Annotated in this window: 12 protein-coding genes; 2 read left to right on the top strand and 10 right to left on the bottom strand. The window is 46.3% G+C overall.

Going from position 1 to position 24,463, the window contains the following annotated elements; all coding sequences use genetic code 11:
* Window positions 1–74 precede the first annotated feature (74 nt).
* The 7 genes from HXT35_RS05095 to mvaD form a co-directional block, all read right to left on the bottom strand.
* Window positions 75–680, bottom strand: coding sequence for a single-stranded DNA-binding protein (locus HXT35_RS05095; RefSeq protein WP_004128901.1), 606 nt, complete (start codon window positions 678–680; stop codon window positions 75–77).
* Window positions 681–779: 99 nt separating this feature from the next.
* The gene (gene rpsF, locus HXT35_RS05090) at window positions 780–1,076 is read right to left on the bottom strand and encodes a 30S ribosomal protein S6 (RefSeq protein ID WP_004128903.1); all 297 of its coding nucleotides are present in this window, start codon (window positions 1,074–1,076) and stop codon (window positions 780–782) included.
* 255 nt (window positions 1,077–1,331) lie between these two features.
* Window positions 1,332–2,480 (bottom strand): PfkB family carbohydrate kinase, encoded by a 1,149-nt coding sequence (locus HXT35_RS05085; protein ID WP_004128906.1) that lies wholly within the window; start codon window positions 2,478–2,480, stop codon window positions 1,332–1,334.
* A gap of 245 nt (window positions 2,481–2,725) precedes the next feature.
* Window positions 2,726–5,179 carry an ATP-dependent DNA helicase RecG gene (locus HXT35_RS05080; RefSeq protein WP_004128909.1) on the bottom strand — a complete coding sequence of 818 codons (2,454 nt, stop codon included), beginning with the start codon at window positions 5,177–5,179 and terminating at the stop codon, window positions 2,726–2,728.
* A 108-nt stretch (window positions 5,180–5,287) separates the two neighbouring features.
* Window positions 5,288–5,482 carry a 50S ribosomal protein L28 gene (gene rpmB, locus HXT35_RS05075; RefSeq protein WP_004128912.1) on the bottom strand — a complete coding sequence of 65 codons (195 nt, stop codon included), beginning with the start codon at window positions 5,480–5,482 and terminating at the stop codon, window positions 5,288–5,290.
* Between the two features lie 139 nt (window positions 5,483–5,621).
* Complete coding sequence (gene fni, locus HXT35_RS05070; protein WP_421787972.1) at window positions 5,622–7,976, bottom strand: type 2 isopentenyl-diphosphate Delta-isomerase; 2,355 nt, start codon at window positions 7,974–7,976, stop codon at window positions 5,622–5,624.
* Window positions 7,973–9,097: a diphosphomevalonate decarboxylase gene (mvaD, locus tag HXT35_RS05065; RefSeq protein WP_421777633.1), complete on the bottom strand. Its 1,125-nt coding sequence runs from the start codon at window positions 9,095–9,097 to the stop codon at window positions 7,973–7,975. The genes fni and mvaD overlap by 4 nt, the downstream gene beginning before the upstream one ends.
* 372 nt (window positions 9,098–9,469) lie before the next feature.
* Here mvaD and mvk point away from each other — a divergent pair, with 372 nt between their 5' ends.
* Together mvk and HXT35_RS05055 are read left to right on the top strand one after the other, a co-directional pair.
* Window positions 9,470–10,489 carry a mevalonate kinase gene (gene mvk / locus HXT35_RS05060; RefSeq protein ID WP_329503500.1) on the top strand — a complete coding sequence of 340 codons (1,020 nt, stop codon included), beginning with the start codon at window positions 9,470–9,472 and terminating at the stop codon, window positions 10,487–10,489.
* 344 nt (window positions 10,490–10,833) lie between these two features.
* Window positions 10,834–11,304 carry a hypothetical protein gene (locus HXT35_RS05055; protein WP_004128925.1) on the top strand — a complete coding sequence of 157 codons (471 nt, stop codon included), beginning with the start codon at window positions 10,834–10,836 and terminating at the stop codon, window positions 11,302–11,304.
* A gap of 546 nt (window positions 11,305–11,850) precedes the next feature.
* Here the strand turns inward: HXT35_RS05055 and HXT35_RS05050 are convergent.
* The 3 genes from HXT35_RS05050 to HXT35_RS05040 form a co-directional block, all read right to left on the bottom strand.
* Window positions 11,851–13,188: a hypothetical protein gene (locus tag HXT35_RS05050; protein ID WP_004128928.1), complete on the bottom strand. Its 1,338-nt coding sequence runs from the start codon at window positions 13,186–13,188 to the stop codon at window positions 11,851–11,853.
* 399 nt (window positions 13,189–13,587) lie between these two features.
* Window positions 13,588–14,556, bottom strand: coding sequence for a bifunctional hydroxymethylpyrimidine kinase/phosphomethylpyrimidine kinase (gene thiD / locus HXT35_RS05045; RefSeq protein WP_032843619.1), 969 nt, complete (start codon window positions 14,554–14,556; stop codon window positions 13,588–13,590).
* A 313-nt stretch (window positions 14,557–14,869) separates the two neighbouring features.
* A complete protein-coding gene (locus HXT35_RS05040; protein WP_421787970.1) occupies window positions 14,870–24,439 on the bottom strand; it encodes a hypothetical protein in 9,570 nt (3,189 codons plus the stop codon).
* Window positions 24,440–24,463 lie beyond the last annotated feature (24 nt).

Genomic DNA, 24,463 nt, shown 5'->3' with positions numbered 1-24,463 from the left:
TTCGCATAACATTTAACTGATGATGAAATTATTAGTATTAAGCAAATAATATTAAGCAATATTAAGTAAACAGCCTAAAATTCCGGCTCTTGCTCGTCGCCGCCGAAATCAGCGCCGGCACCGAAAGTAGTAAATCCGTCGTTCGTTGGTGCAGAACTCCACGGATCTGCTCCAGCATTCGCATTGGAAGCAGCTTGACTTGCAGCGTAATTCGCGCCGCCAGCATAACCGCCCTGAGCGAAGTTAGGATTACTTGCACCGTTCGCACCGTTACCAGCTCCAGCTGCACGAGATCCGCCAGCAAAACCAGCTGCGGAAGTCTGTCGATTAACCTGAGCAGTTGCGTAACGCAAAGACGGACCAATCTCATCGATAGTAAGCTCTACTACCGTGCGATTTGAACCATCTTGCGCCTGATACGAGCGCTGCGACAATCGGCCCTGCGCAATAACGCGCATACCTTTAGAAAGACTATTAGCGCAATGCTCTGCCAGATCTCGCCAAGCTGAGCAGCGCATAAACAATGCAGGACCATCCTCGAACTGATTCGTATTACGATTGAACGTACGAGGCGTAGACGCAATGGTAAAGCTTGCAACAGAAGCACCATTAGAAAGCGACCTTAATTCAGGATCTGCCGTGAGATTTCCCACAACAGTGATAATTGTTTCGCCTGCCATAGTTTGCCTTTTCTTTCTCGCTTTTGCTTGATTTTGAGATCTAACTAAATTCTTGCTAAATCTTACTAAATCTTGCAATTATTTACTTTATTACCTTATTTACTTAGCGTCCTTGCGAAGAATCTTCGTGCGGATTACAGACTCGTTAAGGTTCAAAACACGGTCAAGTTCGTCGCTTACGGCTGGCTCAGCAGTGTAGTTAACCACAACGTAGTTACCTTCGGTCTTGCCTTCAATTTCGTAAGCGAACTTGCGACGACCCCAGTAATCGGTACCGTCAACAGAACCGCCCTCGTTGGTGACGAGCTCAAGATACTGCTCGGTCAACTTCTTAAGACCGTGCTCATCCAGCTCAGGATTTGCAATGAACATCAGTTCATACTTATGTGCAGACATCACCCACCTCCTTCGGACTATCGGCTATGGACTTTCCACAGCAGGAGTGTGTTTGCAAATATGCGCGGCATTTTGCTGATTTCGCTAGTCTTTAACTGAGAAGTCGCTAATTAGGCAGCTTGCAGCGTTAAAACCGCACATAACTTAGCTATTCTACCCCGCGCTCGCGACGACATATTTAAGAGATAAAAGTGAAAGACAGAAGCGGAAAATCCGGCCAAAACGACTCAAACGTGAGAAGTTTATGTCGTCGCGCTACGCGCGCTCGTGAATATCAACCATGCGATTAGCAATCAGCTCCGGATTGAGCGACTCGTGCACAGGCTGCATCGACTCAGTATTAAGAGCCGCCGCAGCAACCGCAAAACGACCAGTCTTAGCTGAATCAAACTCGTTATATCGCGCATAAATCAACGCCGCCGTCGCAGCATCGCTCGAACCGTTATCGTTTCCAACAGCTTCAACGCCAACGTTCCCATTACCGTGCGCAAGCATCATTCGCTGCACACGCTTTACAGGCACAGGGTAAAACGCCACGCCCTCATCTGCCACACCATAAGCCACGCCCGCGCGACCAGCATTCACAAACACATTCTTCACGCCGCGCTTAAGCAACGCACCCGCGCAACGCGTCGCGGAACGCTCGTCAATCGCATTAATGCCAGTAAGCGCCTGTGACTCGGCAGTATCCAGCACAAGAGTATCAATTCTAGACAATCTAGACAGCACGCGCGGAGCCTTCGCATCCGTAATTGCGCGCACAATAATTGGACGACGATACCTATCACACAACCACTCAAACGACTTCTGTGGAATATTAGTATCAAGCACCAAAATATCTGCGTTTTCAATAATCGACATTCGTTCGCGCAGAAAATCAGGAGTCATGTGGTCGTAAATACTCATGTCATCCAAAGCGAGCAAACGCTGGCCGGAAGCGTCGCCAACATACATGTAGGAAGCGGTCATAGAATCCGGAAGCTGCTTTGCATAACCAATATCTAATCCGTTTGCAGCAGCATCAATGCGGAACAATTCGCCATTGTGGTCGCCGCCATACACAGAAACCATGCTTGTGCGCACATTAAGTCGCTCCAAAGCAACTGCAATATTTCGCCCAACTCCACCGAGCATGTAACGAACGCGCGAAGCGTTAGACGTGTAATCCATCAAATCGCCACAAGCAATTCCCAGCACGTCCATGCTAATGCCGCCAACAACGGTTACGTAGCTTGGAGGCGTAACAATATAGCCCTTGCCGCGCAAGTAGCCTTTGCGAATGAGATTAGATATGTGAGCCGCAATACCAGAACGAGTAATGCCTGCAAGATTTGCAAGTTCCTGTTGACTAATCATTGGATTTTGTTGAATCCAAGCCAAGATTTGCTGTTCACGTTCTGTCATTGTAGGCCTCATCTCTATTGCTATTACAAATGATCCTTACCTTTGCTTACTTTCTAGGATATTCACAAATCTCATAATATGCACGTAAATTTATAAAATTTTATATATTTTTGTTTATTTTTGTGATAGGAACTACCGTTTTAGGAGTTTTATTTATTAAATTTGATTAGATTTGATTAGATTTTATTAGACTTGTCTAGACTTGACTAGATTTGATTAGACTTGACAGACTTGACTACGCAAGTTTAGTTGCTTACGATTTGCGCGCGTCCACCTCTAGTAAAGTCTAAAACAGCGCCAGCAAGATTCGTAAAAGTCGTAAGATGCACGTCGTCGCGCAAAATTTCAGCAGCGTCATCTCGCGCCTGCGCAATAATCTTCGCATCTTGAACAACGCGCAAAAGCTTCAAACTCGAGCTTCCACCAGACTGCGAATCGCCCAAAACGTCGCCAACATTGCGCAATTCCAAATCTTTTTGCGCAATAACCGCTCCATCAAGGGAATTTTCAACAACCTGCAAACGCTCCTGAGCAACCGTGTCACCATCAGTTTGCGCAACCAAAAACGCCCAAGAATTTGTGCCACCGCGCCCAACTCGGCCACGCAACTGGTGCAATTGCGCAAGACCAAATCGATCCGCATCAAAAATCACAATGCAGCTTGCCTGAGTCACGTCAACGCCCACCTCAATCACAGTAGTTGCAACCAAAACCTGCACGTCTCCGCGCGCAAAACGCTCCATAGTTTCGCGCTTTGTTGCGTCATCGTCGCGGCCGGTAAGCTGAGCAAACTTAATACCTTTGAACTGCGGAAGTGCGGAAAGTCGCCTTAGAATGCCGGTAACCGTGTGCAATTTACGGGCAGGAGTTAAGTTTGCTGAATCGTCGGAAGCGGCGCGAGATAAGTCGGAATCGCTACGCGATAAATCGTAATTGCCGCGCGCTAAATCATCGTCGCTTTCTAAATCATCGTCCTCAATATGCGCGCAAACCACGTAAGCACGCTCCCCCGCGTCAATTCGCGAGCGAATATGGGCAAACATGCGCGCCATAGTAGCAGCATCTGCTTCCTGCACAACAAAAGTGCGAATCGGCTTTCTGCCGCCCGGAAGTTCCGTCAAATACGAAGCATCCAAATCGCCAAACCAGGTCATTGCGGCAGAGCGCGGAATAGGAGTTGCTGTCATTACCAAAAGATGCGGGGTGATTGAAGAACCTTCAGCACGCGAAACTTCAGAATGTGAATCTTCAGCACGCGAAACTTCGCTCATTTTGCGCATTAGCACATCTCGCTGCGCAACCCCAAAACGATGCTGCTCGTCAATTATAACCAGCGCCAAATTAGTCGGCTTAAAAGTCGCAGAAAAAGCTGCGTGCGTGGCCACAATCAGCGCCGGCTCACCACTTGCAACATTCGCGAGCGCACGGCGACGCTCGGCAAGCTTCATGCCGCCAGTAACCAAAATAACAGGAACATTTAGGTTCGCCCGCTTAATCATCTGCCGCAAATTTTCGGCGTGTTGCGACGCCAGAACCTGAGTTGGAGCAACCAAAACCGCCTGATACCCAGATCCGACCGCTTCCAACATTGCGCTCACAGCCACAACCGTTTTTCCGGAACCAACCTCGCCTTGCAAAAGTCGACGCATTGGGCGGCGCTCATGCATATCGCCAATAATTTCGTCAATAACCTCTTGCTGGCCGCTCGTAAGCGAAAACGGTAAACTTTCCGTAAATTTGCAGCGAAGACGAGAATTATTACAGGATTTTGCCTGATTATTTTTAGAATTTTCGCGAGATTGCAGCACAGCCACTTGCGAAACAAAAGCCTCTTCGTAACGCAACGTGGCAAGAGCTTTGTAAAATTCGTCGGTTGATTGAGGATTGTGAATAGCGCAAATTGCTTCCGCGCGAGGCAAAAGATTGCGCTTTTTTAGCACGGATTCCGGAAGAATATTGGGGATTTGGGCGGAAAGTGTGGACTGAGCCGGTTGCGCGGATGAAGAAAGCTCGGATTGCGCGGATGAGGATTGCGCGGATTGCGCGGATTGCGCAAGTGCAGGTTGATTAGATGCAGAAAGCGCAGAAATCACAGAAAGCACAGTTTCGTGAATATGCTCGCTGGAAATCCTAGAATTTGCGTGATAAACCGGCTGCGGGGCGCAAAGTCTAGCCAAACCTTCCTCAACACTTCCAACAGTATCGGCAGACTTATTAAAACTATCGTGATTTTGTGAATCTACTATTAAAATCTGCGGATGCGCAAACTGAAGTCGACCATTAAAAGCGCTCGACACGCCGCCAATCACAACGTTTTCACCCACACGAAACTTAGCCGAAAGCCAATTAGCGTAAGCGCGATTTTTAGAAAAATAAATAAGTTGCGCAGCTGATTGCTGATCTTGCAAAACGTTGACTTCAAGCCTAAACCCACGGCGCGCGTTCATTGGCACAAGGTTAATCGACTGAATCTGCGCATAAAACGCAATCTCTTCGCCAATTTGAACATCACGCAAACGCGCAATTTTTAGCGGATTTGTAACCCTGAACGGGTAGTAAGTTAGAGCGTCTTCGATTGTGATGATGCCAAGTGACTTCAGAGCAGAAACGCGGCGCTTGTTACTGATTATTGAGGAAAGTGCAGCGTGCGTTTTGGCTGAGTTCGTGGGCATATTTAGCATATTTCGATTATAAATCATCCGCAAAGCATTTAGTTGGCGCGCTCCAAACGCGAGGAAAATCGCAAATACAAAAAAGCCCCGAGCACTGCTCAGGGCCTTACAATTTAAACGCAATCAATACGCGATTCACGCCTCAACGCGCTGAACCTTGCCAGCCTTAATGCATTTCACGCACACGCGAAGACGAACATTTTCGCCATCAATAGTGGTGCGAACCGGCTGAAGATTCGGGCGGAAGGTGCGCTTATTGCGGATATGCGAATGTGAAACACTGAAACCGGTCTGCGGTCCCTTGCCACATAATGCGCAACGAGCTGCCATAATGGACTCCCTATTTTCTTTGACTTGCAAGTCTTGCGTCATTCAATCATGCCACTTACCGCGCAAATTACGTATTCAAATAGACTACGCAAATAGCACAAACAAATAAGCACGCTGAACGCACAACTACACAAGTATATCACTTACCAAGACAATCCGAATGCACAAACTCCGTCTTATCTCGCAAGTCCGCAACAGTCCTGCACCCAAGAAGAGCCATAATAACGCGAATCTGCTCCTGCCAATCTGAAATTTGTTGCGTAAGTGCGTCCTCGCCCTCGTGCATAAGCGTGTGCAAAAACTCGCCGGCAACTCCAACAGCAGAAGCCCCTAACGCAAGCGCGCGCACAACATCAAGCGGTGTTCTAACTCCGCCGCTAGCAAAAATTTCCACAGGATTAGCTTTAAGCGCCTCGCACTTTCGAATATCAATCAGCGACTCAACGGTTGTAAGCCCCCAATCCGCCAAATAATCGTATCCGCCGTGCGAGCGACGAGCGTTTTCAATCGTCACAAAATTCGTGCCGCCGCGCCCAGAAACATCAACCGCGCGCACGCCAACATCGCGCAGACGCAAAACATCTCGAGCCGTCATACCGCAGCCAGTTTCCTTCACAACAACCGGCACGCGCACCCTTTCACACGAGCGCACAATCTGCCCAATATTTTTAAGCCAATTTCGAAAATCGCGGTCGCCTTCCGGCATCACAAGCTCCTGAGCCGCGTTCAAATGCACCTGCAGCGCGTTTGCCTGCAGCATATCAACGGCGCGCATAGCATCGTTTGCACTCGTGCCAGCACTTACGTTCGCCATTACAAAACCGCGTGGATTTTCGCTTCGAATCACACTAAAAGTGCCGGCTAGAGCGTCGTTTTGAAGTGCGGCGCTTAGCGATCCACTTGCGATTGCCACGCCGGTTTTTGCAGCAACTCGCGCGAGTTGTGCGTTTATTTTTTGCGCGTTGGCGCTTCCGCCGGTCATTGCGTTAATATACAGCGGCGAGCGCCAAAGGAAGGCCGCGCTGATGGAGGTACTGCAGTCGCTGGCAGAGGTACTGCAGGCACTGGCGGAGGTACTGCAGGCGCAACTTGCATCTTCCGCAAAAACGCGCACGCTAGAGTCAACTTCGTCCAACGCCACCTGCGGCAAAGCATTCGGCATAAATCGCACGGAGTCAAAACCGGAATTTGCGCGAGGATCATACTGAGCATCCGCAAGGGCAAGATGTGCGTCTTTGCGATTCTGAATTGATTTAGAAGGCTGATTTTCGGTCACTTTAGCGACGCAAGCTTCCGAATTTTCGCCGTCATCAATAATTTGCGCAACTTCAATATTTAAAGGCATAATTCCGTGATTTTCCCAAGCTGACTTCATACTTTCAATCCGATTCTTTTCGTAAATTGTTGTAAGCGCAATTGCGCAATCTCCCCCACCAGCGCCGCTAGTTTTCGCTGGAATTCCAGCCAAAATGGCGTCTTCAATAAGTTGCGTAAGTTTTGGCGTTTCGATTAGTGTTCCGGTAAGTACGCTTAATTTTTGTAATAATTCGCGATTTTGTGCAAAACAAGCGGAAATATTATTTAATTCTGATTCTTCTAGAGAAGATTCTTCTAGCGATTTCGCCAATTTCTGCACGCAAACTTCGCTTTGATTGCAAAAATCTTGGTAGGTAAATGAGTGCGCAATTTCGGAAGAAACGCTACTTTCTACGCTACTTACTACGCTACTTTCTACACTACTTACTAACTGCTCGCTAGAAGCTGGCGAACCGGTCCAGCCTACCAAAAGTTTTAGCGTTTCTGGCACATTTATTCGTTTAAATTCCAGTCGCGGCCACTTTTTACGCAATAATTTATTAAAATCAGATTCGCCGGATTTTATCAAGCCAAGCTCCAACTCAAGCCACTCTCGATCGTACGCGCGGTACAAAATCCAGCCGCAGCATGAGCTCGCGGCCACATCGCCGCCGCTGCCGGACCTCTTTACCATCGAAGACGCAATCAACGAAAGTTTGCAAATCGTTGCCACATCAGGCTTCAATCCATACCATTTGCACAGCGCGCGCACGGTTGCAACAGTTATTGCAGCAGACGATCCAAGACCGTATTTTCGCCCTGATTCTGCGTCGTCAAGTTCGCTGGAAATGTGCAAATTGTAGCTTTTTCGGTCCATATTTGGCGCGAAGCACTCGCCGGCATAAGAGTCAATTACACGCATGGCGGCTAACACATACGCGTATTTTTCGTCGCCTAGCATTTCGATACTTCCGTCAGAGGCGCGCGTCCAAAAAGTCGGCTTATAATTTTCTTTTTCAGATACGATTACGCCGTAATATTTTCGACTTTCCGACGATAATGTAGGCAAATTTTCATCATCAACCGTAACGGTTACATAACGATTCACAGCAGCAACAATCGCCGCCGAACCATCAACAACCGCATACTCTCCCGCAATATAAAGCTTTCCTGGAGCACTCGCCCGCACCTTAGTCATAATTCCACCGCCTGTTTCAAACTCGCACTTACACTTACGCTTACGCCGTCTCCTGGTAAAGCAATCGTAAATTTTGCAGATTCCGCCACTCGCCCGCGCAACTCCTCAGCCGCACGCGCCGCACAACCTGCATCAGTCAGCACCTTCACATTCGGCCCCGCATCCATCGTGGCCCAAACTGGCCATCCGCACTCGCGCATAGAGCGCACAGCATTTAACACAGCGTAAGTTTTATCTGTCAAATAATTTACAGGCGGATTGGCTTTACGCATAGTTTCGTGCATTCCCAACGAATTTTGCTCCATAACCTCGCCCAGCTGCTCAATACTACCAACGCGAATCGCATCAAGAGCGAGCGCAAGATCCTTCTTCGACTGCTCAACCCAAGGAATGTACGCGGGCGAAGTTTCAACAGTTCGACGCATGGCAGTTCGGCTCGAAATAGGCTTTTTACTGCGGTCTAGCGTGACAACAATCATTGCGGGATTCAAATTTTTTGGGGCGGAAAGAGAAGCGGAAATAGAATCGGAAAGCGGCTTATCAGCAGTCTCAGCAAGCAAATCCGCAATCGGCTCCGCATAAGACGTTTCGTCATCCTCGCCCTTATTCCAAAGCACGAATCCGCCAAAAATCGAGCGACACGCCGAACCAGAACCTCGGCGAGCAAGTCTAGAAAGTTCGCGCGGAGTCAAATTCAATCCGGCGGCATAAGATGCGGCAGCTGCAAGAGCAGCAGATCCGGACGCGCTAGAAGCAAGACCTGCCGCAATTGGCACGTGATTATGCGAAACAACTTTCGCTTTCGTTGAAATTCCGGCCTTTTCGCGCACCAAATTGAGCATAGCAACTACGCGAAGACGCGTGGAATCATCCGTCGGCAGCTCAACTTCGTCCAAAGTGACGCAATCAGAAGTAAGACTTTCGTCAAAATGCACACTAGTAGTTGCGTACAAATCCGAAAGAGTGAGCGAAAGCGAGGAAGTATAAGGCAAAATCAGCCGTTCATCACGCTTGCCCCAGTACTTAATCAGCGCAATATTCACATTCGCTTTGGCTACAGCAAAGTTAGGAGCAAGACTTGAGTCAAACGTTACTTTTGGCTGAATTTCAACGTTTTGCATGCGATTCCTTTGCTGCGAATTGATTGGCGCTGCCGACAAGACTGGTAAGCGGCACAACTAAGTATCTATTTTAGCAATTGCCGGCGCAAAAGCTCACACGCGCGCAAACAAACACGCAAACGAACACGCAAAAACGCGCACAAAATCTGAAAATCTTCCGAAAAATCTGAAAATCTGCCGCAAAATGTGAATGTGTTGTAAGCGTAAGGCGCGTACCGTAGTTTTTTGACTTCAACGCGACTAAATTAGAACAATTGTTAAATCGTAAAAATTACAAATTAAATTGTAAAAATTACAAATTAAATCGCAAGAATACAAAGGAGACTTAAAACCGTGCAGCAAACGCAACGCGAACCGTCAAAAGCGCTTAATATCAACGCTAAGACGACGTCAAGTTATGCTGACGCGTCGGGAAATTGTGCGCGCGCGGGTTACGGCGAAACTTGCGCAAAGGTGATTCTTTTCGGCGAGCATTCTGTGGTTTATGGGTATTCTGCGATTGCTCTGCCGCTTAAAAACTTGCGCATGCGAGCTACGGTGACTGGCTGCGATCTATCGGGTGACGAAACTTTCATCCCTCTAAATTCCGATTCGCGCATCACGCTTTCCTGCCTCGACTTTAACGGCAAACTTTCAAAAGTTCCTCCTCGTTTTAGCAGCGTTCGCACCGCAATTCACGCGGCACTCGAGTTTGCGGGGCACGTCGGCGATTCACTGCATGTTGCAACAGAGTCTAATTTTCCGCCTGAGCGCGGTCTCGGCTCGTCTGCCGCTTCGGCTGGAGCTGTAATCCGCGCAATTCTTGACTACTATAAAATTAGTGCAAGTGAAAATGAGATTTTTGAGCTGACGCAATCTGCTGAGCGCGTGGCTCACGGACGCCCGTCGGGTCTGGACGCAACTGCAACTTCGGCTTCGTGGCCTGTGCGTTTTAGCAGCGGTGAGTTTTCGCGCATGGAAATCAACATGCGAGCATGGCTTATTTTGGCAGATTCTGGGTACAAAGGTATGACGCGTGTAACGGTTGATGCGTTGCGTTCGCGAATGGATGCGCAGCCGGATGCGGTAAAAAATCAGCTGGATGAGTTGGGGGCAATTGCGAATCAGGCGGCGGAAGATTTGGCGTTGGGGCGCGCTGCAGATATGGGTGCAAGGATGACGCGAGCGCACCGGATTTTAGCGGATTTGGGCATAAGTACGCCTCAGCTTGATGAGTTGGTGCGAACTGCGCGCGACCACTGTGCGTTGGGCGCTAAGCTAACTGGCGGCGGTGGCGGCGGATGCGTGATTGCGTTGGCGGATACCGAGGATGCAGCCGAGCAAGTAAGCACGGCTTTGCGTGCGGCCGGCGCGCGCGGCACGTGGATTGTGGACTTGAGTGCGCAGGCATAAACCGACCAAAACAGCGCGTGCGCGAGTAGTTTAGGTCGCTTTTACTGCAGATTCCGACCAAAACGACTCATCCGCGAGTAGTTTATGTCATTCTTAGTCAATCCCAACACTGTCAGTAGTATCTTATTGCTACAAAACATCTTTTATTTAGTGATTTTTCTAGAAAAACTTTTGATTTGCAAAGAATTGGTGTAGGCTAATTTTGTGGCCTGAAACAGGTTTACTTCGGTTAAATTTTTGACCGTCCTATTCCAGTTTTGGGTTCTAATTATTGGTATCTGACTTCTACGCGTTAGCCCTAACTTTTGCGCAGGTATCAGATAAAAGAGATTGAAGGTCTACAAATGTTGACTAAAAAGACCATTGCCGCATTCGCTGCTGGCGTCACTTTAATTTCTGGTTTTGCTTTTGCAACCCCAGCAATGGCTGATGCTACTTCACCATTGAATACTTCTGATCCAGTGAGCTACGATTCTGCTACAAGTTCCGAAGCTTTTGCAGCTCCAGCTCCAGCTCCAGCTCCAGCTCCAGCTCAGCTTCCTGATGCTCCAGATGCTTTGGTTGCAAGTCCAAAGACTCGCACATACACGAATTCTTTGGGCACTGTAGTTTACGAGCCAGGAACTACCCCACTTTACGATGAAGCTTTGTCTGGTAAGTTCGACACTCCAGCCAAGCCAGCTCCTAAGTGCACTAATAATTGTGGTACTAAAACCAAGAAGCTTCCTAAGACTGGTGCTGCTGTAGCTTTGCTTGCTGTTGCAGCTTCTGCTATTGCAGGCTTGGGTGTTGCGATCCGCAAGTTCCGCCATTAATACATGACTGATGAATAATTAAAAAAGTTAAACGGTGTAAGTTATTTTAATTTGCACCGTTTAATTATGCTTTGACGTGTGGTGTGAAATCGTTGGTTTTGCACCACACGTCTTTGTTTTGGATTAGAACTCATAAATTGGGAATACATACAATAATTGTTATACAAAGAATGACGAGAGTACTTATACCAGCATTCTTTATTAACGCAAAATGATTTTCTTATATCTTAATATATCCACAGCGCGGGCGTGAGTAGTTTATGTCGCTTTTACAGCAGATTCCAACCAAAACAGCACGGGCGTGAGTAGTTTATGCCGCCTACGCAAGAAAATCCGACCAAAACAGCGCGGGCGCGAGTAGTTTATGTCGCTTACGCGCGCACAGGATTATGGCTGTGTTAAGTAGGTTTGACAATAAAAAATGGGGACTGACGAATCAGTCCCCGAAAGCTTAGCATACTTGCCGAAGGAAGTTATCCTCCGACAAGTTTACTTAAGTTAGTTCAACGCCGAATCAACTAATTCAGTGCTGAACCAGACTCTAGCTTAGTGGCGGATCTTGCGAAGAGCAGCACCCATGCCAGCAAGCACGGAAGCAGCAACAGCAGCCAAAGCTACAGCAGCACCGGTCTTAGCCAATGGAGCAGCAGACTTCTTAGCATCAGCCTTCTTAGCATCGTTCTTCTTGGCAGAAGTTTCCTCAAGAACCTTCTTAACTTCCTGGCCGAACTTGCCGCTCAAAGCAGCGTCGTAGAGAGCCTTAGCGCCTGGAACCTGTGGGAAGTCCTTGGACAATGGGTCAGAAGTTACAACTGGTGGAAGCAAAGCTGGGTTTACACCATTAGCAATAGCCTTGTTGTAAACAGCCTTGTACTCAGCCAAAGCCTTGTTGTAAGCGTCAACTGCAGCAAAAGCCTTGGTCAAAGCATCTTCATACTCAGCCTTAGCCTTAGCAAAAGCAGCGGTTGCACGAGCTACGTGAGCTTCTGCGCGAGCCACAGCGTCACGCAAACGAGTCTCGGTAGCAGAATCGTTTACACCAGAAGCCAAGAATGCGTTAAGACGCAAATTAGCGTTTTCAAGATCGTTGACACGAGCCTTAAGTTCTGCAGTAGCAGCAGAATAAGCAGCGGTCTTATCCTTAAGAGTTGCCTTTGCGTGAGCCAAAGCGTCATCAGCATCGTCAAGCATCATCTTAGCGAAACGAACCTGGTCGATGAGAGTGTGCTGAACATCCTTGCCACCCTGTGGATCCTTTGGATCTTTTGGATCCTTTGGATCCTTAGGATCCTTAGGGGTTTCAGCCTTGCAACCAAGATTCTTAAAATGAATCTCAGCAAGATCAAGCTTATCCTGGGCTACAGATACTGCATCCTCAGCCTTCTGAGCAGCAGTATCAGCATCCTTGGTATCTAAAGCAGTAAGCTTATCCTTGTAATCATCAGCAGTTGCAGCAGTAACTTCCTTAGCAGCACCAAGCTTCAAATCATCATTAGCTTCTGCATCCTTAGCAGCCTTATCGAAATCAACCTTTGCATGTGCCGTCTTGGCCTGAGCATCAGCTAATTCTGCATCAGCCTTACCATTTTCAGCGGCTTTAGCATCTTTGTAAGCCTGAAGAGCAGTCTTATAAGCATTTACAAGACCTGTAGCTTTGTCAAGCTTAGCATGAGCACGACGCTTAGCAGCATTAGCAGTAACAAGATCATCCTTTGCATCCTGCAAATTAGCCTTAGCTTCATCAATCTTGCCTTGAGCAGCCTTGCATTCTTCAGCAGTTGGCTTCTTAGAATCCTCAGCAGCGAAAGCTGGGGCGGCGAATGCCATACCGGAAACGAGGGTGGCGCCAGCAGCGAGTGCGGCGATAGCCTTCTTGTTCAACATAATATTTTCCTTTCTTCTTCTCCTTCGTGCTAGGAACACGAAGAAAAATTTGCCATTTGCGGTTTCCCGCTAGCACCGGTGGAACTAGGGATTTCACCGGTAGCTGAGTTATAACTTACAGCATACTCTCAGAAAACTCAACACCTGTGTTCAATTTTTATACCCCCAAATGCAGAGAATTTTTGATAAATTTTCTGTTTTTCTGTTAAAAAGGCGAAATATTTACGGTTTTAATATTGATTTTGTGTAAAAGTTACAAGACACGCCGCAACCAGAACTTTTTAATACTTTTCTCAGGTTTCTTTAAGGTTTGCATTATTGCGAAAGAATCGCGCGCTTTTACAGGCACAGCCCGCATTCACACAGACTCACGCAGTTTGCATTCGCAGCTTGCTGCATTCACACAGTTTGCTTCAAGATTCGCACGGAGTGGTTCACAGGCCCGTGGCCGCACCCATGCCCACGCACACCCCCGCGCTCGTCGCCGCCCTCACTTCCGCGACCAACATGCAACACACTTCCAGCCGCAATCGCCTCTCGAAGCCACGCCGTTGACCATTTAAGAGCGCGCATCACAGTATCGTGATCGCTCAAATTCTTTCCCTCGCGCAAAGCAAGCCCAATTTTCGTAGCAAGTGCGGAAGAAAGCGAGCAGCCAGTTCCGTGAGTTGTGCTTGTTTCAACACGCTCGCTTGTTACGTGTTGCGCGTATCCATCCGGAAAAACCGCAGTATTTCCAACGTCTTCGCCGGTTAAGTGCCCACCTTTTACAATCACAACAACGCTATTTTTTGCAGCCAACTTACGCGCCTGATCGCAAGCTTCCTCAAAGTTTTCCGCAACTGGCAACTTACACAAAGCCGCCAATTCCGGCACGTTTGGCGTTACAACATCAACGCAGCTTATAAACTTGCGCATCACTTTTTCGGCACTCTCCTCAAGCAAACGCTTACCGGAAGTCGATATCATCACAGGATCTAGCACGCTTACAGGAACCGGATTATCACGCATCCAATCGCGCATAGACTCAATATATTCAGCGCAGCCAAGCATACCTATTTTTAGCGCATCAACCGTAACATCGTCGTACACGCACGAAAGTTGAGTGCGGAAAAAGCTGACCGGCGGCGTAAACACTTCGCGCACTTCGCACGTGTTTTGCGCAACCAGATTAGTTGGTATACACATGCCGTAGCCGCCTGCAGCCATGATTGATTTGAGATCCGCTTGTATTCCGGCTCCGCCTGTTGGGTCTGTGCCGGCCACGCTTAAAACGCGCGGGATGATTGGATTTGATTGCTGCGTATGCGATTGCGGAAGCGATTGCGTATATTGCGAGTCGTGTTGTTTACCTGATACTTGCGTCATACTTTTATTATATGCGCGCATTGACTTGCCGGAGCGCTTAAAGCGTAGCGCGCGTATGCACTTCAATGCGGAAACTCGCTTAAGTTGGAAGTCCAGTGGACTTCCAACGCGAGTTTCGCAAGCGAGCGTAATAAAACGCGAGCGTATCGTTAACAACGCTTAAGAATAAAGCGACGAAGGAACGCTCGCGCGGGTAACGCGCTCGCTACTGAGCTTGCGTTGAAAGCACCCCGTGCTTTCAACCTTGAGCAAGCTCGGCGCTCCGAATTGCCTTCGCGCGCTAAATCGCAGCGCTCAGGCAAATCGTCGCGCATCACAGCCTAGGCCACTTGAACTTTGACTTGAGTTTGAAGAACAGCTTTCCGCTTCGAAGTGCCTCAGCCGAAGCATCGCAGTGCTTGCTGTCGGTAAGAGCACCGAATCCGTTGCCACTAAGCACTGAGCTGAGCCATCCGCGTCTTCCGAACGCGCCGGATGCCAAGAACAGCGCCAACAGCACTCCGAACATGAAGCTGAACCATATTGCAGCCTGACCGCCGCTGTAAGGCAGAGCAACCGGACGCACCAAGTATCCGAAGCTAAAGTATCCAACTAAGTGACCTACGTTATTGTTGTCACCAAAGCCTTCACTCTCATTACTGGACTTATCTTTTGCACGTCCGTACAAAGCGTACTCAACTCCACCACCGTCAGTTTTTAGCTTCTTGAACGCCGTAGTATCCACGGAGCCATCTTTGCCCATTATTGACGTGCAAGTGCCAAAATCAGTTGCGCCGCCAGCCTTCTTGACTTTGCATGCAACCAGGCTAAGGTTGCTGAGATCACCGAAACTATCGTAATCGTCGTGAACATCCGCAAACAGAGTCTTTCCACTCTCCTTGCTTTGAGACTTCGAAACTTTTCCGTCCGTGTATTCCACAGGATCACCCTTAACAGTGAGCTTAGAGTAGTCCTTTTCTTCCATTGTTACAACGTAAGGATTATTAGCATTCGTGTGCCCACTTAGAAGCGATCCTCCAGTTGCTGCAACGGTCGGCTTCTCATTATCTACAGGAATCAGATACACAGGCATTACGAATTCGTAATTGGCATCATTATTCCAGCCGCCTTCTTTACCTCGCGTTGTATGAGTATTACCAACCCAGCTATCGCCATATGTCATAATAACCGACAAACGATTATCTGGATTTTCGAAAATCTTATGACTAATTAAGTTAGATCCAATACTGCCAGACCTACCCCATGCGCCAACACCAGCAAAGTCGGTAAGCGAAAGACCAGTATTACTACTCTCAGACGTTACGCCAGAGCTATTAGGAATAGAATATCCACCGCCGGTACCGCCTTTTGAAATCATATCTATGACGTTTACATACCAAGTTTCTTTAGCAGCACCACCATTGTCGTTATCAGCACCGTTAGCAGAAACGTTAGCAGCTCCATTAACACCAGACCTATGGTCTTCAGACGGATTATACGTATAGAAGTGTGTACTCCCATCAAAACTGAAGCCGTTTCGACCGTGCTCGCCATCAACCTTATCGCTACCTCTTACTTCTGGCAGCAAGGATGGCTGGCAATCATCAAACGCCCATTGACTTCCATCAACATACGTTCCACACTCTTTTTCTGGATGCAAACTACTGTTACGCTTAAGTTTCAACGCAGATTGCAAATCATTAAGCGTAAAGTTGTGCTTAGTTGAAGCATTATACAGATACAGAAGAGACTTCTTATCTTTCGAAAGAACAAATCCTGGATCATACGGACGCCCAGCTACGCGCAGAGCCTTATCACCCTTAGTTTCTTCGAAGCTAGTAGGCGCATCAGCTAAGTAGTCTGCAGCACCCTTACTATCGCCACCATGTTCACTATCTACGTTTTCAGGTGCGCGCAATCGCACAAATCGCGTAATCTTATTTTCTCGCGGATTTGGCACAAGCACGCGGCTTCTCCAGCCTCTAGTCATAACAGCCACGTCTTGTATATTTCCTACTTTGCGGCTACCATAATCAGGCAGATTCAAAGGCTTATGGTCACCGTCCATAGCATTGTAGTCATACTTCCTAAAAGTCACCATCGTTTTACCAGGCTCAAGCCTTGGATCCTCATCCGTAACGATTTCACTATCGTTTTGAAGCCAAATTCCCTTCTTTGGTTCGCCTGCAAAGTTGTTTTCGCTGCGCAAATCCATTCGTATTGCGCGCTCCTCGCGACCACTTAGAAGCATTGGGTGTATTTGCACTATTTGACGCTTCATAGTAACACCGAAGTACACGCAGTCGGACGGCTTCTTCAAACCAGACCAGTTGTCTGCGCTCAAGTAATCCGGACGGCATACTTCGCTAGGCTTTTCTTTTGCGTAAGCCATTGGCAGCACGTCAAGAGTATCTTCTGAACTAGCGTCGTCTTTGTCAGCGTTTCTACCTTTTGCAGCACGCGCATTTCCAGCACTTCTGCTACTACCAGCGCTTCTTGCAGTCTTATTTCTGTCTCTATTACGCGAGTCATCGGAAAGATCTTCAGGGCTTCTAACACCAGGCATATACGTCCATGGGCCAACTTCAAGACGGCTGCGTGCTCGAACCACGCTTCCTGGAGCTAAGAAACCGCTAGGGAATGTTATAACAGCATTACCATCTTTATCTTGCTCAAATTTTACTTCATTCGGCTTGGAAGTGCCAGCACATACTTCCCACTTACCACGTCTTAGCACTCCACGTTCTACCCAGCACACGGAAATTGTTTGACCAATGCTGGTTTCCAAGTTAGTCTCATTTGAGTTTGCAGCAGAGCCAAAAAGACCATTAATAGCAACAGGTTTCTCAAGCTCTGAAGCAGGATGATAGTAAACTACCATTCTTTTAGCTCCATAGCCTGATTTAACTACAACTTTATAATCGCGGTTTTGTGAAGAACCATCTTTGCTAAGCCAGCTATCGTACTTTGCAAATTCATCGCTTTTACCATCGTACGCAACAACAGATGGTTTCACCATGTCTGTCCACATCGCCTTAAAGCATCCAACAACAGTTCTAGCACTTTGCTTTCCGGCACTATCCGTAGTTTCAGCATACATTGTAAATACAGTTTGCTTATTAACACTTGGATTTTCCAAATCCGTGCTTCTGTATTTTTCAATAAACCTTCTAATCAAATGTTTATTTGTAACGCCGTTACTAACAAACTTCACCATCGGACTAGAAGTTTTACCACTAGAATCCTGAATATTATTCGCTTGAATATACACATTCAGATTATTAAGCAGCACTTTACTGTTTATACTATTCGGATACAAAGTAACACGTAGTCCACCTTCATTATGCTGTTCACCTTTACCAGGTTCATACGCATTGAAATCATCATCCAACTTTAATGCTGAAGGCAAATTCATTGTGCCATTATCAGCTTCATACCAAGCTTTAGTGCCACGTACATAAGCTTTCTTATCCAAGATAACAAGATTATCTTTATTCACATCGCAGTGATTCACATCACCATTAACCATGCATTTTCCGTGAATATCCCATGGATTGCCATTACTATCAATACTCTTCGCACTAATAGTCGGCTTCTCATTATCAACCGGCATAAACCACACGTTTATTACGTTCGTTGTGTTATCTGGCGTCTTACCAGGCTCACGAAGCAGAAGGTCGTTCGTAACATTACCATTATTCACATAAAGTTGCGCATGCGTGAACGGCCTGTTATTTGCGTATCCCACAGGCTTTGAAGTACCTTCACCGTACGCGTCGTAGTCGTTAATAGTGTCGACATCAATATTCTTAGTTATAATGTCGCCAATATTTTCACCGTCTGCTTGACCGTTCAGATCTTCACCACCAGGCATAAGGAAGTCCTTGTGAATAGCATATTCACTAACATACTCATCTTCACCAGCATGTTGACTACTCTTATTTTTAATAAGCTTACCTGTAATATGTACTTCACTTCCGTCCTTCATATTTACAGAAGCGTCGTAAGAGAATGAAGAACGATCCATAATAAATTCATTAGGCGTGTACTTAACTAAATTAAGCTTATTTCGCCACTGGCACTTACCTTTTTGCGCAACACCATTATTAGCATTAATAGACGCAGCGCATGTACTGTCGTGCACAGCGTAACTTAAGCCACCTTTGACAACCATAGGGTATTCGCCATTCCATGCGTCAAATTGCTTATTATCCGCCGCACTCATAGGAGTTAGCGAAGGCTGCGGATTATTTTCATCTTTCGTATTGATACTAGGCGTACCTTTTACAAGCTTTAGCACATCCTGAAGGTTTAACGCCTTACCATTACCGCCCTTGCGGTATGAGTTTATGTTCCACTTGTACACAAAGTATTGCGTGCCAAACTTTTGATTTCCATGCAAGCCGTTTTGCGGTCCGTCAAATCCAGGGTCATCTCGCCCGTCAACACTTTTCTTGTTGTTATTGACTAATCCCCACGTATAGTCCTTGCGCATATCAACGAAGCGCGTCACCTTATGCTCAATCGGGTTAAGCGTAGTCTCGTCATCAGCTTCCAACTTTTTGAAAGAAAGCTTCTTTATAGCGTGCTGCATTTCTCTAAGATTCTCGCCTAGCTTGCCAATACCAGTAACGCCATCTAAGCACAGCTTCCACTGCTGATCCTTCTCAGTAGCGCATGAGTATTGATGCTTATCTTCACCATAAGCATACTTTGCTTGAGTAGTTTTTGCAGGATTAAAACCATTATCGTACTGGTCATAAGTATCGTACTTATCTTCACCTTTAACGCCAATTTCTTCCTTGCGGTAGCCAAAGATTCGCTCGTTTCGCTTATCGTGCCTCATCCAAGAAAGCATTGCAACAATTTCGTTATTATTAAGCTCAAACGGGTTCACTTGCACTAAGCCGTTTGGCCACGCGATATCGAGTGGAAGCGGGTCTGACTCTTCGCGATCCTGGAAATTGCTTGGATCCATAAGCTTCCAAAGTTTATCCTGACGCCAATCTGGATTATTTTCCGGCACAGAGTAAGCGTCTACGTAAATTCTTGAACCAATTTCCGCAAAGTATTCCGGAATCGTAATATTTCCAGTTACAGGATCAAAAGTTATTTCGCAACTATCATCGCCGTTAGCAGTGCAGCCCTTGATATGGTCTCCAAGATTTGCTGTAATAATACGCTTACTAAATTCTTCACGCCATTGATCGTTAGATTTTGTAGTAGAACGATCTTCGTCTTCAGACTCTCGATCCTGACCCTTAGAATCTTTCGACTCAGCGTCTTTAGCGTCTTTGGAGCCTTTATTATCTTTGCTATCCTTACTTGCACTACCATTTTCTTCGGTATTAGTAGCATCACTCTGCCTACCGTTACTTACTTCATTCTTATTTACTTCAGATTTTTGCGGAGTTTCTTTATTAGAAGAATCACCTTCGTTTAGCACTGCAAGCTTTACGCTTCCGCGCTTTCCAGGAACATTGCGCTTCTTAGCATTCTTCTTAGTCACTTTTGAAATCTTCAAAGAAGCAGGCTTGTTGCTAGTTTGAGGCTTATTAGTCTGCTGCTCCTGCTGCTTATTTTCTGACTTCTGCTGATTTTGCGGCTTTTGCTGATTTTGGGTAGAGTTCTCCCCAGGTTCGGCATTATCAGTTTTTTCATTATCAGCTTTAGTCTTGTTGTCAGCATTCTTGCTTTCAGATTTAGCTTTGTCACCAGCCGCCTTATCGTCAGCTTTAGCTTTGTCGTCAGCTTTATTCTTATCGTTAGCTTTAGCCTTTTCGTCAGCCGTATCTCTGTCTTCTGAAGCAAACCTATCTTCAGCAGACCTATACCCATTCGGGCTTGCAGCATCATTATTGTGGTTATACGTATTAACCTGATGCCAAAGATCAGTCTTCCTATTACCATCTCGCTGAATAACAATGCCGTAGCAACTGCCATCTTTTGGACACATACTAGAGTAATTATGATCCTTCTTAGGAGCTTCCTTACCGCGCGCCCAAATGCGTACCATAATTGAACGCACGCGCTTATCTTCATCCCAAGGATTCACTCGCCCAACATAATGTCCATTCGGCTTCTTATCCCACCAAACGTTTGGCAAACCATAACCAGGAGATACAATAATCAGCTTAATTTTCTTTATTACGGAATTACCTGCAGCATCCCAACCATGGAATATCAAATCATGCACACCGTGATTTCTATTCTGATCGCCCACTAATACTGTAGGAGAACCATCATCTTTAGAATTTTTGCTGTTAGTAACCCAGCCAACTTGATCCGTCTTACTATCAAATTCACCATTTTTATGAATGAATTGATCGTAGCTTATAGTAGTAAAATCGCCGCAACCGCGATTATTGCAATCATTCTTCCTGTCACGCGCAGTAGTAATCATATCGAAATCATTGCGCACAACGACTTTTTTACTATCAAAGAATCTCTTATTTTTATCGTTAGTAAAGTAGTCTGTAGCTTCCTTCGGCTTTACGCCAAGCAAAATCCTCTTATCGTCATGACCTTTAACCCAGAACTTAATTTTGCTATTGACAGGAATCTTCAAACCATCAGCTGGAACATCAACAGGAGTTGCGTTATTCACACTCACTTTTACATCCAACGTTGGCTTCTCGTAATCAACATACGGGAATACAACCGGTATAACAGTAGTCGAATTATCCCAGAACGTAATCTTTACGTACTTTACAAACACATAATTTGGCAAAACTTTAGGGTTCTTGCCATCCTGCAGCTGAGCACTATACTTGTTGCGCATCCAAGTTCTGTAAAGACGGTTTATTTTAGCCAAGACTTTGTCCTGCAAGTCTTGCTTTACAGGATCGCCAGGCTTCAACGCCTTACCATCATCACCCGCCTTAGGAGCGTTACTTACAAACCAAACATTACGCTTAGTAGCATTTTGCGCTTTAGGCCAGCATTCAGGCATGCTGTCTTCACGATCCTCACCAAGAGCTGCACGGTCGTTGTTTACAGCAGAAGCATCGTCACTATCTACGGATCTAAACGAAACAGAAGACCTAGACTTACCGTTAATTTTATCCTTGTATTCGTCAAGAATCTTAGAATGGCCGCAAGGATTTACAACGCTGACAATAGGCACTTTAGCAGCAACGCTTAAATCAGCATCCTGAAGAGTATTCGAGCGAGGCTCATCACCCCACTTATCCGTCCACTCAGCTTTATAAACAGCAAGATTCTTAAGCGGAGTATTAGAATCTCCATCCGGATCAGTATTCAAATAGCCAGCATCAAACGGGTAAGGGTTTGTCTTGGAACCCTTCTTCTGTTTTATGGAACCATACCTATTCCTTGAACCATACTCATCCTGATTAACAGGTGGGAACAAGTTAGGGTCGAAAGCCATTACCTGCTTATACAAGTCAGAACGTTTGCCAACAAAATTCACAAACCCAGCATTATTATCACGATCATCAATAATAAGAGGATTAGGAAGCGGCTGATCGTAAGAATAATACTTAGGAGTCTTGTTATTTTCGTCATATTCCTCAGTTTGCAAAGGCTTAAACACGTCTGCTTGCGTAATAACCCTATACCACAAATCCTGAGTTTCGCTCATGTGATACGTTCTATCGTTATATCTAAGCTCAAGCTTATGTCTACCAGGCTCTGAATCCTTCGTATTATGGTCGTTTACACCAGGATTACGGAACCACTGATTACCTCGAGCATAGCCGTTATTAGGAGAATAATAATCAGGCAATAAGCGTATATCCTGATTCTCATTCATAAGAGTTGAAGATCCCAAAGGCTTATTTACTATTCCAAGCAACACACTAGAGAATGAAATATGCCTGTGTTCAAGATAATTACCGATGTCACTGTTGTACGGTCCTAAACCAGTACCCTTAAGGAAGTGGTATCTAGGAGCCTGAATATCTATGATTCGCGGCGCACCATACCACTGCTGATGCATTACAGTGTACATGTAGTAGTTAGCGTCACGACCAAAATTAGTCATGGAATATTTACTTGCTTTAGTAACACCAAACGGGTCAGTAGCACCATAAAAACCTCTGCTTTTTCTCTTACCGTAGTAAGATCCTGCAGCGTAGAAGAATGAAAAGTTTTCGCAACCCGTGCCATCACCCACGTTATTACGAGAGCAATATGAGTCGTTTTTATTCGTAGAAGTTGTAGTAGTGAAGTGAATCTTATACGTATAAGCAATCTCGCCGGACTTAATATTGTTCACAAAACTAAATACGCGTTGTGTGTCATCTTTTATAGATCTATAAAGATTTTGCACGAGAGCAATATAAGCAGGACTATATCCTCCGCTATAGCTTCCTTCAACTTTAGGAACAACTTTAAGATCGCCTTCATCCAAAGCACCATAGCTACTGGAATTAATGCAGTCCAAACCTGTGCCATCATGGCACCAACCAATAGCGTCAGTACTACTCAAATCATCAGTTGTTATAGCATCCGGAAGAATCCTAGAATAATTGCCATTCTTACCGTCGTCAGTGCCGCGCATCTTATTCCAAGCTGCAACTAAGTCGTCTCCAGAATCAAAATCGTTACCATCGGTTTTAATGCTGCATAAACCGTTAGGATTATCCCACGAGAATGAGCAGGTTTCGCGAGGAGGATTATTGTTGCCTTGCTTCTTCTTATACAAAGCAGTAGCTTCCCTGCCGCTGTAAAGAACACGCTGAATATACTGCCTTCCGCCTTCGCTACCCTTGTCCAGAATCTGACCTTTTGGAATCGTAAAGTAATCAAGAGCAGCACCAGCGCCTTGAGTACGACCGCCAGCGTTAAAAATAACATCCCACACGAAGCCGCCGCCGGAAAGCTTAGGAGTACGCTTTACAAACACGAAATCTGCAGTGTCGTCTATAGGCAAGTTCATTCTGTCAACGCCGGAACCCTTATGGTTAAAAGCCATGTTGCGTAAACGGCCCATAATAAAAGTGCCCTTAGGGTATGGAGTGAAGTAAGTTGCGCCGTAATGATCCGTGTTGGAAGGATCTTCAGGCACAGGACCGTTCTCGTAGTGGCCGCGAGGCCTCGTTGCTGCACCATCAAACTGGTCGCCAGATTCCATGTTGTAGCCAAGACTATTAACATCCAAATCGTGGCCGTTCGTAGCGCGCAAACCAGCTCCGTCGCCGTCAGTAGTAATGCATGCGCCGCGAGCATAATCCTTGTTGCACCCAGGGCGATACACTTCGTAAGAATCACGGTCATTTGCGTCGCGGTTTTGCGCTTTGGCTTGAGCTTCTTTGACTGCGCGCTCAAAAATCGACGATCTTGATTTGGAGCCGAACGGCGAAGCAGACGGCATACTTGTGCCAGAGCCTGAGTAAGAGTCAAAAGATCGAGAGAATGGATTTCTTGGATCCATAAATCCTTGTGAATTGCCAAAACTCTGTAATGCAGAAGACTGAGAGGAAGAAGAATCTTGGTAGGAAGATAAGTCTGTGCCTGTGGATTCAGATGAGTCTGGATTAGAACCTGGATTGCTGAAATCAAACTTTTGATCAGTTTTAGAATCAGACTTTGCGGAATTACTTGCGGAATTATTAGTACTATCCAAAGCAACTGCTGTTTCAGCACTCAAGCAAACAGGCAGCAACATTGCTACCGAAAGAAAACAAACAAGAACAGTTTTAAGAGCACTGGCAAAAGAACTGCTGAACGCACGATATGCAGAAACAGACTCGCGTTTAGATGAACGTTTACTTGAAAGTTCAAGCACACAATTAGCTATACGATTAGCCAAACGCTTAGTCACACTTTTAGCCACACGGCACATATGCTGAGTCGCACGTTTAGCCGCACGAGTTGCGCACTGGGTCAATTGACCTATGCGAACAAGAACGTTTAGCATAATCGTCCAAATACTCTTCATTGTTTTCACCTGTTTTGCATTGTT

The sequence above is a fragment of the Gardnerella sp. DNF01141 genome, assembly GCF_049244255.1.
GTDB lineage: Bacteria > Actinomycetota > Actinomycetes > Actinomycetales > Bifidobacteriaceae > Bifidobacterium > Bifidobacterium vaginale_E.
This window is presented reverse-complemented; position numbering and strand designations above follow the sequence as displayed.

What these genes read in the sequence shown, in the direction of transcription:
- HXT35_RS05095 (WP_004128901.1), bottom strand. Translation starts at nt 680, where the DNA reads ATGGCAGGCGAAACAATTATCACTGTTGTGGGAAATCTCACGGCAGAT.
- rpsF (WP_004128903.1), bottom strand. Translation starts at nt 1,076, where the DNA reads ATGTCTGCACATAAGTATGAACTGATGTTCATTGCAAATCCTGAGCTG.
- HXT35_RS05085 (WP_004128906.1), bottom strand. Translation starts at nt 2,480, where the DNA reads ATGACAGAACGTGAACAGCAAATCTTGGCTTGGATTCAACAAAATCCA.
- HXT35_RS05080 (WP_004128909.1), bottom strand. Translation starts at nt 5,179, where the DNA reads ATGATTTATAATCGAAATATGCTAAATATGCCCACGAACTCAGCCAAA.
- rpmB (WP_004128912.1), bottom strand. Translation starts at nt 5,482, where the DNA reads ATGGCAGCTCGTTGCGCATTATGTGGCAAGGGACCGCAGACCGGTTTC.
- fni (WP_421787972.1), bottom strand. Translation starts at nt 7,976, where the DNA reads ATGACTAAGGTGCGGGCGAGTGCTCCAGGAAAGCTTTATATTGCGGGA.
- mvaD (WP_421777633.1), bottom strand. Translation starts at nt 9,097, where the DNA reads ATGCAAAACGTTGAAATTCAGCCAAAAGTAACGTTTGACTCAAGTCTT.
- HXT35_RS05055 (WP_004128925.1), top strand. Translation starts at nt 10,834, where the DNA reads ATGTTGACTAAAAAGACCATTGCCGCATTCGCTGCTGGCGTCACTTTA.
- HXT35_RS05050 (WP_004128928.1), bottom strand. Translation starts at nt 13,188, where the DNA reads ATGTTGAACAAGAAGGCTATCGCCGCACTCGCTGCTGGCGCCACCCTC.
- thiD (WP_032843619.1), bottom strand. Translation starts at nt 14,556, where the DNA reads ATGACGCAAGTATCAGGTAAACAACACGACTCGCAATATACGCAATCG.
- HXT35_RS05040 (WP_421787970.1), bottom strand. Translation starts at nt 24,439, where the DNA reads ATGAAGAGTATTTGGACGATTATGCTAAACGTTCTTGTTCGCATAGGT.